Here is a 15,753-nt window from a genome sequence, read left to right as displayed (position 1 = left end):
AATAGGTAATCCAAAGTGATGAATAAGATATTTACATTGAGATCAATTGAAAAACACATCGAATCCAATTTGTTCGATGTGTTTTTCGCTTACGCAACCACCTCTTCATCCCAGGAAGGCCGGGACTGGTTCTATTGCAAGTTCAATCCTTTTACAGTAAACTAACAATTACATCTTAATTATATGGAAGGATGAACGATAACGATGACCATTCCTTCATTGCATAGAATCAATGAACTGAGCCGCAAGCAGAAATCCGAAGGATTGACCCAAGAAGAATATACCGAACAGCAAAAGCTTCGCCAGGAATACTTGAAAGACATCCGGGGCCAGGTTCTCTCCACGATGTCTACCCTGAAGGTTGTAGACCCGAATGGTGACGATGTTACCCCTGAGAAATTGAGAATAACCCAGCAACAGAATCGGTCAAAGCTGAATTAAGCTTCATCTCATAAAGCAATGGTCCGTAATATGGATAATTGACCAGGTCCCATTTATGATCCCGGAAGACAGACAATGTTGGTTGTCCGTTTTCCGGGTTTTTATGTATTAGCGGAGGGGAGAAACGATGAACAAAACCGAGCGCCAGTTCGCCATCATGCTTGAATTGCAGCGGAGCAAGGTGCTGCGGGCGGAAGATTTGGCTGCCCATTTCGAGACAAGCGTGCGGACAATATATCGAGACATGCAAGCGCTCAGCGAAGCAGGGGTTCCGATACTTGGGTCTCCAGGGCATGGGTATTCCCTAATGGAAGGGTACTTTTTGCCGCCGGTTGGTTTTACTGCGGAAGAGGCGGTGGCATTGCTCATGGGGACGGATATGATTGAGCAGCGGCTGGATGGCGACTACAAAGCAGCTGCGAGGGCAGCTCGAAGCAAGATTGAAGCGATACTTCCTGAACCCATTCGTGAGGCCTCAGCGGATGTCCGGGAAACGATGCAGTTTCTTCATCCCGGCGGGCAGGGGGAGAACGAGCTTGGACAGGTTCGGGGTGCCATTTTGGAGCGGCGGAAGATAAGGATGCGTTACCTGAAAAAAATACCGGATTCGGATGGAAAACGGATGAGCGACCGGATCGTTGCTCCATATGGCCTTGTGCTCGTCCAAGGGAATTGGATCATGATCGCACGCTGCGAGCTGCGTCAGGAGATCCGTCATTTCCGATTATCGCGCATGAGGGATGTTACGGTCCTAGAGGAAAGGTTTAACCTTCCCCAAGGATTTAAGCTGAGTCAATATCGTCCGCCTGACGATCGTAACGTTCATGTGACGATTCAAGTAAATCCGGAAATTGCCGATAAAATCACCGAGACCGCGAGCTTCTATATCGAAGCTTCTGAGCAAAGGGAACACGGTCTTCTGGTCCGCTTTCGAGTCAGACAGCCGGAAGAATTGCTCCCCTATATTCTCAGCTGGGGTGGGGACGTGGAGGTGCTGGAACCTGATTCCTTTCGTAACCGGATTCGTGAAGAAGCTGAAAAAATACGAAAACGCTACTGACACGCTGTTGTCAGGAGCGTTTTTTTATATTGGGTATATACCAGATGGAAGAGGAGATATCATGATGAGAAATACAGTAGAAGCTTTGCAGGCGTTTGAAACAACAGTAGCGATGTATTTAAACGAGCTGGGACACCTGGAGCTGGAGGAGCTGCATATCAAGCCGAACGAAGAGGAATGGTCCATTGGGCAAATGTACATGCATTTGATTCAATCGGCTCAATATATGCATCTGCGCAATGTCGACCAATGTTTGGCCGGAAACGAAACGGCCGTCGAATCCCCTGGGGAAAAAACGGAGAGAGGCAAGACGGTATTCGAGCTCGGAAGTTTTCCGCCTGTCAGGATACGAATTCCGGCGTCTCCGCAGTACACGCCGCAGCAGCCGATGAGCAAAGAGCAGTTAGTTGAAGGTCTTCAGGGCGTAGCGGAGCGGATGAAGCGAACGGAACCGGTTGTGCGTCAAGCAGACAGCAGCATCACGATTCCTCATCCCGGATTCGGAGCCTTAAACGCCAAAGAGTGGTTTCTGCTGGTAGAGATGCATTACAGGCACCACCTGCTGCAGCTCGATCGGTTAAAAAAGGAGCTGTCCCTCTAAGGACTCCCCTAATGGATTGATGATCAAGCGGAATTGACAAAAGAGCGTCTCAGTGGAGACGTTTTTTTGTTGTCGATCCTCGTCTATGAATCTCAAAATTTGCTTGATAGAATTAGAGATATTTGGTATGATGAACTCACATAAAGCTACTCACGATAAATGGCAAACTTGTCGAAAGGCAAGGACGCAAAGCTATAGGGCCTTCTTGATAAACCATCAATGGCAGCCAGCTACCGAACGAAGATGCTTTTTTTGTTTTTTATATGAGATTTTTATTCAATTAATTCTTTGAAAACTCTACTACGATAACGGCAAACTTGTCGAAAGATAAGGACGCAAAGCCACAGGGCCTTCTTGATGAACCGTCAATGGCAGCCTGGCTACCGAAGGGAGTTTATAGTATGCGCAACATGGTGTTGGCTATTGTAGGGTTTATTGCGTTATTCGTATTGGCTCCGGTTGTACATGCTTCCCAAACGGGAGATTGGCTGGATCTGGAGCAGCTTGATCGCGGAGTCATCGCCGTTCGCTATGACGTGAAAGCGGACGTGAAGACGAAGCTTATGATTGCAAAAGGGCAAAACAAGTATACATATACGCTTTTAGCGGACAAGCAGCAGGAGACCTTTCCGCTGCAAATGGGAAACGGTCGTTATACCATAAAAGTGCTGGAGCAGGTCAACGGTACCAAGTATAAGATCGTTCAAGAAGCGGAAGTTAAGCTTCAACTGACCAATAGCAGCAAGGTATTTTTGAACTCGGTACAAAACATCGATTGGCGTTCAAGCGACAAGGCGGCTCAGCTTGCAAAGAAGCTAACTCGGTCCGCAGACACCGACGAGGAAAAAGTAAAGCTGATCCACGAATATATCGTCGATACGATCCGGTACGACAAAGCACTCGCATCCAGTGAGCTGACGGACTATCTTCCCGATATTGACCGCACGCTGTCAGGGAAAAAAGGCATGTGTTATGATTACGCCTCTCTGTTCGCATCCATGCTGCGGAGCGTGGACATTCCGACTAAGCTTGTAATGGGGACAACGGATTATGTTGACGTTTACCACGCTTGGAATGAGGTTTACCTGAACGGGCGGTGGGTAACGATCGACACGACCGTTGATGCGGGATGGAAGAGCAAGGGTGCCGGTTTCAAAATGATTAAAGAGGCATCTCGCTATTCTGCAGCCAAGTATTATTAAAATAATTTTATAGCTAAAACCTTAAGCTTTGGACCATTGTCCAAGGCTTATTCGGGTTTTTATTCAGAAAATATTCAGAATCGGGCGTTACAATGCTAGAAGCTCAATTGGTTCTTAAGGAAAATACAGGCACCAATGTATCGTGCGCCAAATAAAAGTATGCGGAGGTGATGGACGAACAAATCTCTTATCGGCATATGATCCGAGAGATGGTTGGCTCGATTTGCGCACGCGAAAGCGACATCGGAACCAAATATATTGAGGGTAATGGAGAGGCTGAGGGAGAGATCATGAAGAAAAAAGTAAGTGGAATCGTATTGGCTCTGCTGCTTATGATCCAAACGTGGTTTGGAGGATCGGACTGGACGGTCAATGCATCGACTAATGTTCCAGAACCGGTAAGCGTGCAGGATTCAGTGTATGGAGTGACGGATGATGTTTATGGCCCGTCCGAATCAGAAATCAATAATGATAGCATTTTAACCAAAGTTGTGTTAACCGACATGGATGGCACCGTCATTGATGCCGTTTATAATCCGGACAGCAGCCTGGATATCGGTGCAGCCGTTAATCTAGGCTACGAATGGGAGCTGCCGAACGGTCACAACTATAAGAACGGGGACACCTTTACCTTCGATCTGCCGCAGCAGTTTGAAATCTTCACGGACATTGACTCGCCGCTCGTTGCCGGTCAGGGTGAAGTCGGCCGTTTTACGGTGGACCGCAGCGGCAAGGTTGTGATGACCTTCAACGATTACGTGGAGAGCCATTCCAACATCAGCGGCAAGCTGGAAATTCGTACAGAGTTCAAGAAGGAAGTTCTTAAAGGAAGCACGGAAATCATTATTGCTATTCCGATAAAGGGCGGGGTTCAGACCGTCGTCGTGAATCTGAAGCCGCAAGGCGGAAAGCTGATCGAGAAGCAAGGAAAAGCGATTGGCAAAGACCGGATCGATTGGACGGTACAGATCAACAAGTCGCTCAATAAGGTCAAGCACGCGGTCATCACCGATGAAATGCCTGAAGGCTTGGAGCTCATCGGGGATTCCGTTGAGGTATACAATCTGCAGGTTAACGGTGACGGCTCGGCGGTTCTTGGCGAACGGCTGGATGCCGGCAAGTACACCGTCCAAACAGGCGGTGGCGGCAAGCTGGAGCTTGCATTCTTGGATGAGACGATCAGCAAAGCCTACGAAATTCGCTTTTCGACGAAGCTTGTCGGCGAACAGTCCCGTTTTGAGAACACCGCAGTTCTATCTGGCGACGGGATGGAAAATGCCCAATCGACGGCTACAGTAACAGTAGATCGCGGCAGTTTCTTGGATAAGACATATAGCCAGGACAAGGACACGGGGATCATCACTTGGACGGTGAAATACAATTTCAACGAGAAGAAGATTCCGAGCGCTCAAGCCATCATTACGGACCAAGTTAGCGAGAACCATTCCTGGATTGCCGATTCGCTGAAGGTGTATAACGGGGATTCGAAGGATGCCAGCGCTTTGGTATCAGCGGATGAATACACCGCTGTAGCGAAAGGTAAGCACGGATTCGAGCTACAATTCAAGAAGGATATCGATTCGCCTTATACGATTGTTTACCAGACGGAGCCGGTCGATCGCTTGAGCTCCGAGGGGAACGCAGTCAAGAACAAAGTCGTATCGGGTGAAGCGTCTAAGGAAGTAACGGCTCCGGGCTACGGAAGCCGTGCCCTGGTAAAAGGATCCTCGAACGTCAATTTTGACACAAAAGCCGCGAAGTGGATAATTACCGTCAATGGCGATAAAAAGCCGGACGGCACCAAATACATCATGGAGAATGTAGTCATCACGGATACGTTCCCGCAAGGCGGACTTGAATTCGTTCCGGATTCGGTAATCGTAAAAGCGGACGGTAAAGTCGTTCCAGCGAGCGAGTACACGGTGAAGTACAATGATTTACGCGAAGGCTTTATCATCGAGTTCTCCAAGATTGACACCACCTATACGATCGAATATGAAACGAAGTTTAACATCAACTGGCTGAAGGATCGCAAATGGGACTTTTTAAACAGAGCCTCGATGACATGGGTCGAGGAAGGCAAGGTGAAAGGCCCGATTGTGCGGGATGCAAGCTTCTCCGCTGATGGTTATACGAAAAATAACGGCGGTAAAGACGGCAGCTACAATCCGATCAGCAAAGAAATTACGTGGAACGTCAAGATGAACTATAATCTTGATTCGCTTCAGGAAGCGATCGTTACCGATGTGCTGCAGCAGGATCAGAAGCTTGTTCCGGGTTCGGTCAAGGTCTATGAAATGAAGCTGACTGGAGGACGGAATGGCGTTCAGAAGGGCTCGCTAGTTCCCGCTTCTCAATATGAAGTGACAGGACCATCAGAAGCTAATGGCAACAAGCTGTCCATTCGCTTTGTCGGCCCGATCTCATCCGCATACTGGATTGAATTCAAAACATCGCTGGAAGGTACATTGATTGTCAACAAAATCGATAATACTGCGGAGCTGTCCGATGGCAGCGCGAAAAAGGCAACATGGAACGCCAGCGTAACGATTCCTCACGGCGGGGAATATGTGAAGAAGAGCGGCTCCCAGAACGGAAACAAAATCGACTGGGAAATTCGCATCAACGAAGGTCAGTCGCATATTTCCAACGCAAAAATTATCGATAATCCAAGTCCGAACCAGATCTTGATCGAGGATTCCTTCCGCTTGTATGCGACCAAGATCAATGCAAACGGAAAAGCGGAAAAAGCCCAAGAACTGACTAAAGGGAAGGATTATACCTTAACCATCCATAGGCTTGATGGTGATAAAGAGACATTCGAGTTGAAATTCACAAATGACATCTCTACGGCCTATATTTTGGAATATCAGTCGTTCATTATTGCTGAAGATAAAGAGGCAGTACAGAATAAGGTGGCTCTTGAAGGAGATCAGCTGAAGACGGAGATCCGGGAAACGACGGAAGAGGTTATTGTCCGTACTTCCTCCGGTTCAGGTTCGGGAGGCGGCGTAACGGGAAGCCTGGAAGTAACGAAGGTGGATCAGGACGAACAGACGAAGCCGCTGGCGGGAGTCAAGTTTGCGCTTTACGACAAAGCTGGCAAACGTGCGCCGATCGTAAAATCCTCGGACGAGGAAGGCAAGATCCTGTTCACAAAGCTGCTGTACGACGAGTATATTTTGGAAGAGCTGGCTGCTCCTGAAGGATATAAGATCGAGCAAGCGAAGTGGGACGTAACGATTGACTCCAGCATCAAGAATCAAGATAATGTTAAGAAAATGATCGTTACAAACCGCAAGGAAGAGCCGGTTATACCTGGCGAGCCTACGGATCCAACAGATCCAACAGATCCTGAAAACCCAACGGATCCTGGCAATCCGACCGATCCAGGCTACCCGGGGAGCCCAACCGATCCGGGCAATCCGACGGACCCAGGAAATCCGGGGAACCCAACGGATCCAGGCAATCCGACGGACCCAGGAAATCCGGGGAACCCAACGAATCCTGGCAATCCGACGGATCCAGGTAATCCGGGGAACCCAACGAATCCTGGCAATCCGACCGGTGAGGTAGAGGTGCCGGACGAGGATGTTCCAAGAGGTGAACCAACAACGCCTCAAACGCCTGAGACACCTCCGACAGAACCGGAAACACCTGCCGTCGATATTGACGAAGAGGATATTCCGCGAGGAGGCGTCGAGCCTGAGCCTCAAAAGCCGGATGCACCAACTCCGTCTGAGAACGCTTCGACACCGCAGCCAACGGTTCCGATGCTTCCAAAAACGGGTGAATCGAGTCCTTATCCGTTCTATTTAGCGGGTCTCGGGCTGATCGCTTTCGGTGTATGGTTAGGTCGCAAACGGATGAACATGAAACAATAGCACGTTGTACTTCGGCTCTTCTTGTCCAGTAACCTGGGCAGGGAGAGCTTTATTTCTTGCAGCATCCCGTCCTATGCTTAAGCACTGAACGGCAAAGTTCGAGAAGAAAATTTTATGGTTTATTATTGACTGAACGATCTATAATTGATATGATGAAGCCATCAAAAGGAGGTGCTAATAAGACAATGTAGTTGAAGCACTGTATTTTTTTAATCAATATAGACCGAACGGTCTGGAAAGTCGATTTCTTGAACCCTCATTCTTGACTGAATAATCCGATAACGATAGTATTATGGGAGTGAAGGAGGCAGACGAAAATTGGCAAGGAACAAAGAATTTGACACGACACTGGTCCTACATAAGGCTATGGAAGTATTCGGTCATTACGGTTATGAAGGCACGTCACTGCAGCTTTTGCTCGAAGGATTGGGTATAGCGAGACAAAGCTTGTATGACACCTACGGAACGAAGCGAGATCTCTTTATCAAAGCGGTTAAGTATTACCTGGACGAGAAATCATCTGCCGTCATCGCCCATTTGGCTCAACCAGGCCCTGTCAAGGGTACGATTGCCGAAATCTTTGCGATTATCGTCGATACTTTGAAGGATGAGCAGCGCCGCAAGGAGTGCCTAATTCTGCATAGCGCAATTGATCAGGTACCTCATGATCCCGAGATTGCACAGATTTTCGAGCAAGATAAGATTCGTTTGGAGCAAGCGCTATACGAGGCACTAGCCCGTGGCCAAGAGCAGGGAGAGTTAGGATTGAATCAGGATCTTCGCTCGCTGGCACGATATTTATACCATTCGCGTTATGCACTGACGCAAGTAGCAAAATTAACGGACGACCCTCTCGTCATCGAACAAGTTGCTTCAGTTACTCTATCTGTACTTGATCATAAATGAAGCGTCCTTTTTCGCGCTTCATTTTTTCATGCGAATAATAGAATGATCAGTCCGTAATGGCGATCATTTTGGATCATTCAAGTCTACAATCGCGCATATATTAGATCGATTGGTCTATAATATTGCGCATATTAGATCGATTGGTTCCTAATTATGTTTATATTAGATCGTTTAGTCTATAAAATGGAAGGGGAAATTGTATATGAGTTCAAGTAAATTCAAAGGCTTGGCACTTTTCATTCTAGCCATCTCCCAGCTCGTTATGGCACTCGATTACACCATAATTTTTGTAGCGATGCCGTCTCTCGGCAACGAACTCGGGTTTTCGGCAAACCATCTGCAATGGGTCGTCAGTGCATTTTCACTCGCTTACGGCGGTTTCTTGCTGCTTGGCGGGCGCTTATCGGATCTTCTTGGCAGACGGCGCATGTTTATAATCGCTATGGCACTCTTTGGCCTAGGTTCGCTGCTTGGAGGATTATCTGAATCGCAGCTGATGCTCATCGTCGCAAGAGGGGTGCAGGGTCTTGGAGGAGCTCTGCTCTCTCCCGCAACGTTGTCATTGATTGTGTCTAACTTTAACGAAGGAGCGGAACGTAACCGTGCAATGGGCATATGGGCTTCCATGGGCGGTGTAGGCTTGTCGCTTGGATTACTCCTTGGCGGTGTGCTCACCAGCTATATCGGATGGGAAGCAACCTTCTTCGTTAACGTGCCAATCGCGCTTATCGTCATTATTCTTGCACCCATTGTACTTGCCGAGAGCAAGGTATCCACGGCAACCAGGCACTATGATGCTGCCGGAACGATCTCCGTTACTGCTGGGTTAATGCTCGTCGTATATTATCTAATACAGTCACCGGTGGAAGGCTGGTTCAGTGCATCGACACTTCCTTATGTGCTGCTTGGAGCGGTGCTGTTTCTCGCTTTCATAATCATTGAGCGGCGTACGAAAGAGCCATTGATTTCCTTCGGATTGTTCCGTAATCGCAATTTGACCGGAGCAGCACTCACTGCATTTCTGTTGTCGGCCTCGTTCGGGTCACTGTACTACTTTCTGACGCTGTATACGCAGGGTGTCTTGCACTATTCGGCCATTCAATCCGGCCTTAGCTTCCTGCCGCTTACGCTTAGCGCTTTACTTGGTGCCCGGTTCATTAACAGAATACTCACTAGGATCGGCGTAGCAGGTACAATCGCTGCCGGCATGGGTCTGGGAACGATCGGTTTTTTACTTCTGACAAGACTGTCGGAAACAGGGACGGCGTGGGGGATCATACCAGGCACGGTTATTATCGGCCTCGGCCAAGCGCTTGTGTTTACAACGATGTTTATCGCCGGAAGCACGGGAGTGGATCCTAAAGTACAGGGCGTTGCTTCCGCGCTCATTTCGACCGGCCAGCAAATTGGAGGTGCAGTAGGCTTGGCCGTGATCATGGCCATGATTTCGGCTGGTATGGGTACGAACGAAAGTCTCGAAACCATGATGGCGACGGAGCTTAACCAAGCGATCCGGACTGCGTTTCAAATTGCGGCTGTCACTACGGTGCTTGGCATCGTAGTAGCTTTCTTGGTGCTTAAACAGCCTAAGGTATCGAAAAATGCAGATACGGAAGTGACCATTTCCCATTAAAAAACGCAGTAATATTGAGAGCAAGGAGAGGGGCCGCGGATAACGCGGCTTCTTTTTTACGGCCGAACAATACCGCTATGGCATAAAGCACCCTTTGAACATCACCGTAAAAGGCAACCGAGAACAACATTTCATGTTAATGAGCATTGGTGGTGCATTCCATTCAGATCGATATAATGAAGACAAGGGATGTGAAAAATATGATTAGTATGAATTTAAAAACCATGCGCAAGCTGCACCGATTGACTCAAGAAGAAGTGGCTGAAAAGATCGGCGTGTCCAGGCAAGCTGTAGCTAAATGGGAAAATGGAGAGACCGTGCCGGATATTCAAAATTGCTTGGCGTTGGCGGAACTTTACGATGTTGTATTGGATGACTTGGTCAAAAATTCCGATAAGCATGTCAAAATAGGGATTCGGCCGAAGGGAAAGCACATGTTCGGGATGGTAAAGGTTGGAGACCGGGGACAGATCGTGATACCCAAAAAGGCAAGAGACATATTCGATATCCGTCCTGGGGACAGGCTTGTGGTTCTGGGGGATGAAGCGCAGGGAATCGCCATTTTGAAGAGCGAAGGCTTGCTGCAGTTTGCCGAGGAGATCCTTCAATCGCAGAACGACGAGGAGGAAGATGAGTGTTAGCTATTGAAACGAAGAATTTATCCAAGAGATACAAAACCAAAACGGCCGTCGATTCGCTCAATCTCTCGATAAAGCAGGGCGAGTTGTTCACGCTGCTTGGCGTGAACGGCGCAGGAAAAACAACGACCATCAAGATGCTGACTTGTCTGAGCAAACCTACCAGCGGCGATGCGATTCTATTGGGAGACAGCATTATCTCCAATCCCTTTGCGGTGAAGGAGAAGATTAACATTTCGCCGCAGGAAACGGCAGTCGCTCGCAACTTGTCCGTCAAGGAAAACCTCGAGTTTACTGCAAAAATCTATGGATTCGACCGGAAAGAAACAGCCTTGAAAGTACAGGAAATGCTCGACACCTTCAGTCTTGCAGAGGTGTCCCCAAACAAAGCAAAAACGTTATCAGGTGGTATGCAAAGACGGCTTAGCATTGCAATGGCGCTGATTTCTGATCCCCAAATCCTGTTTCTCGATGAGCCTACCTTGGGCTTGGATGTTATCGCTAGAAGGCAGTTGTGGTCAGCCATTGAAAAACTAAAAGGCAATATTACCATCATTTTAACAACACATTACATGGAGGAGGCGGAAGCGCTCTCGGATCGCATCGGAGTCATGTCGAAAGGTAAACTGAGGGCTGTCGGTACGACGGCTGAATTGACGGCAAAGACTAGCACGGGATCGCTAGAGGATGCATTCGTATCTTTGGCAACACTAGAGGAGGCAACTGGATGAAGACGGCAGCATTTTCCGCACGAAACCGGAAGGAAATGATTCGGGATCCGTTGAATATGGCTTTCGGTATTGGTTTTCCACTGGTCATTTTGCTGCTCTTAACGGCGCTGCAATCGAATATTCAAGTTGAATTGTTTGCTATCGATCAGCTGGTTCCGGGAGTCGCCGTATTCGGATTATCGTTCATCTCGCTTTTTTCAGGGATGCTCATTGCTAAGGACAGAAGCACTTCATTTTTAATGCGATTATTTACGGCTCCATTAACGGCTCCGGACTATATCCTGGGATACACGTTACCTTTAATTCCGATGGCGGTTCTTCAAATAACGATAACCTTTATCGCGGCAGCCTTCTTGGGACTGGTCCTCCATTTCAATGTTCTGCTGTCCATCGTGGTGCTGATTCCGGTAGCCATTTTATTTATCGGCATTGGTCTGCTTGCAGGAAGCATGTTTAACGATAAGGTCGTCGGGGGCGTATGCGGAGCTTTATTGACGAATCTCAGCGCATGGCTGAGCGGGACATGGTTTGATCTTCATCTGGTGGGCGGTTGGTTTAAGGGGATTGCCTACATGCTTCCTTTTGCCCATGCGGTTGACGCGGGAAGGGCAGCCATTTCGGGAGATTACACATCGATTTTACCTCATCTTTGGTGGGTGATCGGGTATGCCGTTGCCATCCTGATTATTGCGATCTTTGTATTCAGGAAGCAAATGAGCAGTGATAGCGATTAGACTATTGAACGAAAATCGATGATATAATTGCGTATCGTATAACAAGATGTCCATACGGCCTGTTGGAGGTCAAACACTTTTCCGCATGAAAGTCGCCGAACTGGCGGCTTTTCTTGCTGCAACGATGCAGAATCATGTCTAGAACCGAGGACACGATCTTATCGCATACCGGAAAGATAAAGAGGATTTGTAACTTTTCTACCGAAACCAATATGAACATGTGCAGATTGGGAGTGATGTTTCGGTTATGAACAAAATCCTCATCATAGGTAGTGTTGCCAGTGGTAAGACAACATTGGCAAGACGATTATCCGAACAGCTGCATATTCCTTGGTTAGAACTTGATACCATTGTCCATCATCAAACATCGACTGGACGATATAAACGAACAGAGGAAGAGCAAATTGAAGTTCTGTTGGAAATCGACCGGAATGGTCCGTGGATATTAGAAGGCACGGATCGAGAATCATACCAATGTTTATATCAAATGGCGGATACCATCATATTCTTGGACACTCCATTATGGAAGCGTAGAATTAGGATATTGACGCGATTCCTAAAGCAAAACCTTGGCATTGAGAAGTGTCATTATAAGCCAGACCGAACAATGTTAATGATGATGTACAAGTGGACGGAGGATTTTGAGAGGAACCGAAGCCATTTTGAAGCTAAATTAACCCGACACAGTGAAAAACTCATCAGGTTAAGAGATAATGACAGCCTGAACATTTGATAGCCCTATAAATCATTCCAAACATGTTCTGTGCTCCTTCCAATACGGATGGGGCTTATTTGTGTTGTGCTGAACATCAATTTATGTGTTTACCATATTGGGATTTCTAAAAATCTTTGATCAAAATTAACATAGATCTTATATGATTGGACTGGGGAAGTAGGTATACAATGAATAGAATTTTTTTATAACAAAATGATTAAAAGGCGTATTTTTACGCGATGAAAAAAGCAGGAAAACCCTATTCATTAACGAAATGCTTGTTCAATAAACGGAGCATCTTGAATCAAAGCATATCGATGGAGGTATATCGCTAAATGTACACTGTTCTGATCGCCGAGAATGAACCATGGGTATTGAAAGGAATCGTCCAGATGGTGAAAGCTGCCGGGATGGAATTCCAGGTTGTTGGAGAATGCAGCAATGGAAATGAAGCATGGAACATGATACAAGAAGTGTGGCCCATGCTCTTGATCACGGATATCATGATGCCTGAGCTGGATGGGTTATCTTTGATTAAAAGAATCGCCGAGCATCGAATTCCCATGGTATCCGTCATTATCAGCGGCTATGACAATTTTCAATATGCACAAAAAGCCATGAGCTTTGGTGTTTCGGAATATTTACTGAAGCCGCTGGAATTTGAAATGCTGACCGAAGCCTTGAATCGATCCAAGGATAAGCTGGAGTCGTTAAAGGATCTGAACAACTATATCGTCAGGTTCCAGTGTTTATTGGAAAACAGTCAGGGTTTGGCGCTCGATACCATCATGCAAAAGCAAAGTCAATTGATTCAGTCGATCTTAAGGTTACATGGTCTGAACAACAATGCCCGGGTCGGGCTGCTGAATATATTGGACAGCAAAATGAAGAACCTGCTTAATGATTTTGGCATTGAGTTTAGGGATATCCCTAAATCCAAGCACCAGGATGAGACCTCCATCTTGAAATACTACATGGCGATGCTGGAAAAATGGTATCTCGAGTATCCCCGAATGGTGAAATCAAGCATGCCTGAGGCCATCGCCCAATCATGTCGCTACATTGAGACCAATTTTAAAACGAACCTATCGCTCGCGGAAATGGCGAACCTAACGAATTTCAGCATTTCCCATTTCAGTATGTTGTTTAAAGAACATACGGGCTGTTCGTTCGTCAGCTATGTGAACCGATTGCGTGTTGATGAAGCCAAAAAGCTGCTGAGGACAAGCTCCTACGCTGTATCCGAAATTGCGGACATCGTCGGATACGCTTCCGGTCCGTATTTTACGCGAGTGTTCAAAGCACATACCGGCGTGTCGCCCCTCGAATACAGAAGGAGGATGGGTTCATGAAATGGCGGAACTGGCATTATCGATTCTCATTCAAAACGAAAATCCTCGGGCTGGTATTCTCCGTTAGCATGATTTCCGTTTCGCTGATGGCGGTGTTCACATCGTATTACTATACCGAATCAGCTAAAAATGATTTCTACATGATTGCTCAGGATTCTACGGCGAGAATGAACCATCAGCTTGACCGGTATTTCACGCAAATGGCCCAATCGACATATGCATCCATTGCCGGTCCATTGCCTTCGAATTCCATGCTCGGCGACAATCCGGAAAGCGGGCTGCTGCAGAAATGGCTTATTCGTGGTCAATTGTTCAGTCGGGAGCAGGAGGCACTGGTTGAAGGGATCATGTCGAAGTATATTGCAATTAACTACTCCAACGTCCTGGGGCTTGTGCTCCGTTCACACGACAACCGGCTGATTTATTCGAAAGACCATTCTTTAAGTCATCCCATGATTAGATCCTCACCTTGGATTAACGATACGTTGGCCGACACATTAACCATCGTTCCCTCCCATTATCGTCCGCAAAATACCCTCATGGCGGCATACCCCTATATTACTCTGATCGTTCCCGTCTTTGATCCAAATTCACTTAAGCTCGTCGGCAATTTGAATATCGCCTTATCCATGACCGAAATCGAGGATATTCTTGGACAGACGCGACTCGGGAGAACCGGATTCTTCTTTATTGTCGATTCCTCAGGGGAGATCGTTTATCATCCGGACGTCAACTTAGCTGGTCGTCGTGTTGAAGACACCGCAATTAGAGCTCTCCCGCTTGGAGGGCAGGGGGCTGTTATCAAACGAAATGGGGAGAAAATTCTGATGTCCGGCAACCGGTCGGAGCTGACAGGCTGGAATCTGGTTGCTTCCGTCCCTATGCACGAGATGGCGAGCGGTCTGGACTTCGCGCGAAAAGCAACGTTGTTTGTCATGAGCGGCATTATTGTGATATCCCTGCTCTTTATCCCAAGGATGGTCGACCAAGTAGTACGTCCCATTCTTCGCCTGCGAAATCTGATGAAACAAGTGGAGCAGGGGGACACAAGCGTCTACGCGGAGGTGATTGCCGGGAAGGACGAGATTCAGCAGCTTAACGGAAGCTTTAATCAAATGACGACCAGGCTGAATGAACTCATACACACGGTTCATCGTCTGGAGATCAACGAGATGCAGCTTCAGCTCAGGCAAAGAGATGCGCATATTAAGGCATTACAGAATCAAATCAACCCTCATTTACTCTACAATACACTGGAAATTATCAAAAGCATTGCTTTTATAGAAAAGGTTCCGACGATTGAGAAAATGGTGACCAGTCTCGCAGCCGTATACCGGTATTCATCAAAAATGCCCGGGGCTGAAGTGCTGCTAAGGGATGAGCTGAAAAATCTGCAGCATTATTTAGAAATCATACATATTCGTTTTGAGCATTTTCAAAGCCGCATATCGGTGCATGAATCTTGTTTGGATTGCCGCGTGATCAAGCTATCCCTGCAGCCGATCGTAGAGAACAGCGTAAAGTATGCCGTAGAACCCAAAAACGGAAATGCCCAAATCACGGTTACGGCATATGAGAGCGACGGTGACCTCATCATTGATATATCGGATAACGGGAATGGGTTTCCTGAAGAGGACCTTGCCCGGATTCGTCATCGAATGAAACTTGTGGAGCAACAGCCGGAGCCTGCCTCCCACGAGGAATCGGTTGGACTCATCAATGTCCATTCCAGAATGGCATTAAGATATGGCCCGCCTTACGACGTTAGTGTGCATTCATTACCGGGAAGAGGAAGCAAAGTTTCGCTTCGATTCCCAAATAAGATAAATTCATGATCAGAAAATCGGATAAAATGA

The 15,753-nt window shown here is 47.3% G+C and carries 13 protein-coding genes and 2 riboswitches; all 13 genes read left to right on the top strand.

Features of this window, described 5'->3' with window-relative positions:
* The first annotated feature begins 204 nt into the window (after positions 1–204).
* The 13 genes from NST44_RS22010 to NST44_RS21950 all read left to right on the top strand — a co-directional run bounded on the left by NST44_RS22010 (position 205) and on the right by NST44_RS21950 (position 15,732).
* The gene (locus NST44_RS22010; protein WP_007131928.1) at positions 205–441 is read left to right on the top strand and encodes a DUF896 domain-containing protein; all 237 of its coding nucleotides are present in this window, start codon (positions 205–207) and stop codon (positions 439–441) included.
* A gap of 127 nt (positions 442–568) precedes the next feature.
* Positions 569–1,501 carry a helix-turn-helix transcriptional regulator gene (locus NST44_RS22005; RefSeq protein ID WP_007131929.1) on the top strand — a complete coding sequence of 311 codons (933 nt, stop codon included), beginning with the start codon at positions 569–571 and terminating at the stop codon, positions 1,499–1,501.
* Between the two features lie 64 nt (positions 1,502–1,565).
* Positions 1,566–2,102, top strand: a complete 537-nt coding sequence (locus NST44_RS22000; protein WP_028407020.1) for a DinB family protein — start codon at positions 1,566–1,568, stop codon at positions 2,100–2,102.
* A 151-nt stretch (positions 2,103–2,253) separates the two neighbouring features.
* A riboswitch (cyclic di-GMP riboswitch) is annotated at positions 2,254–2,340 on the top strand.
* 62 nt (positions 2,341–2,402) lie between these two features.
* Positions 2,403–2,490, top strand: a riboswitch (cyclic di-GMP riboswitch).
* Between the two features lie 13 nt (positions 2,491–2,503).
* Entirely contained in the window at positions 2,504–3,304 is an 801-nt protein-coding gene (locus tag NST44_RS21995; protein ID WP_213614034.1) for a transglutaminase-like domain-containing protein, read from the top strand.
* Between the two features lie 170 nt (positions 3,305–3,474).
* Positions 3,475–7,188 (top strand): collagen binding domain-containing protein, encoded by a 3,714-nt coding sequence (locus tag NST44_RS21990; protein ID WP_340900613.1) that lies wholly within the window; start codon positions 3,475–3,477, stop codon positions 7,186–7,188.
* Positions 7,189–7,506: 318 nt separating this feature from the next.
* A complete protein-coding gene (locus NST44_RS21985) occupies positions 7,507–8,094 on the top strand; it encodes a TetR/AcrR family transcriptional regulator (protein ID WP_007131273.1) in 588 nt (195 codons plus the stop codon).
* Positions 8,095–8,296: 202 nt separating this feature from the next.
* Entirely contained in the window at positions 8,297–9,727 is a 1,431-nt protein-coding gene (locus NST44_RS21980; RefSeq protein WP_007131274.1) for an MFS transporter, read from the top strand.
* A gap of 200 nt (positions 9,728–9,927) precedes the next feature.
* The gene (locus NST44_RS21975; RefSeq protein WP_040739603.1) at positions 9,928–10,368 is read left to right on the top strand and encodes a helix-turn-helix transcriptional regulator; all 441 of its coding nucleotides are present in this window, start codon (positions 9,928–9,930) and stop codon (positions 10,366–10,368) included.
* Positions 10,362–11,096 (top strand): ABC transporter ATP-binding protein, encoded by a 735-nt coding sequence (locus NST44_RS21970; RefSeq protein ID WP_007131276.1) that lies wholly within the window; start codon positions 10,362–10,364, stop codon positions 11,094–11,096. The genes NST44_RS21975 and NST44_RS21970 overlap by 7 nt, the downstream gene beginning before the upstream one ends.
* Positions 11,093–11,830, top strand: coding sequence for an ABC transporter permease (locus tag NST44_RS21965; RefSeq protein WP_007131277.1), 738 nt, complete (start codon positions 11,093–11,095; stop codon positions 11,828–11,830). Before NST44_RS21970 ends, NST44_RS21965 begins: the two co-directional genes overlap by 4 nt.
* A 247-nt stretch (positions 11,831–12,077) precedes the next feature.
* Positions 12,078–12,563 carry a EutP/PduV family microcompartment system protein gene (locus NST44_RS21960; RefSeq protein ID WP_007131278.1) on the top strand — a complete coding sequence of 162 codons (486 nt, stop codon included), beginning with the start codon at positions 12,078–12,080 and terminating at the stop codon, positions 12,561–12,563.
* Between the two features lie 317 nt (positions 12,564–12,880).
* Complete coding sequence (locus NST44_RS21955; RefSeq protein ID WP_007131279.1) at positions 12,881–13,897, top strand: helix-turn-helix domain-containing protein; 1,017 nt, start codon at positions 12,881–12,883, stop codon at positions 13,895–13,897.
* The gene (locus tag NST44_RS21950) at positions 13,894–15,732 is read left to right on the top strand and encodes a cache domain-containing sensor histidine kinase (protein ID WP_007131280.1); all 1,839 of its coding nucleotides are present in this window, start codon (positions 13,894–13,896) and stop codon (positions 15,730–15,732) included. Before NST44_RS21955 ends, NST44_RS21950 begins: the two co-directional genes overlap by 4 nt.
* Positions 15,733–15,753 lie beyond the last annotated feature (21 nt).

It is taken from the genome of Paenibacillus sp. FSL W8-0919 (assembly GCF_038003785.1).
Taxonomy (GTDB): Bacteria; Bacillota; Bacilli; order Paenibacillales; family Paenibacillaceae; genus Paenibacillus_AQ; species Paenibacillus_AQ lactis.
Note: the sequence above shows the minus strand (reverse complement) of the source record. Positions and strands in the feature narration are given on the sequence as shown.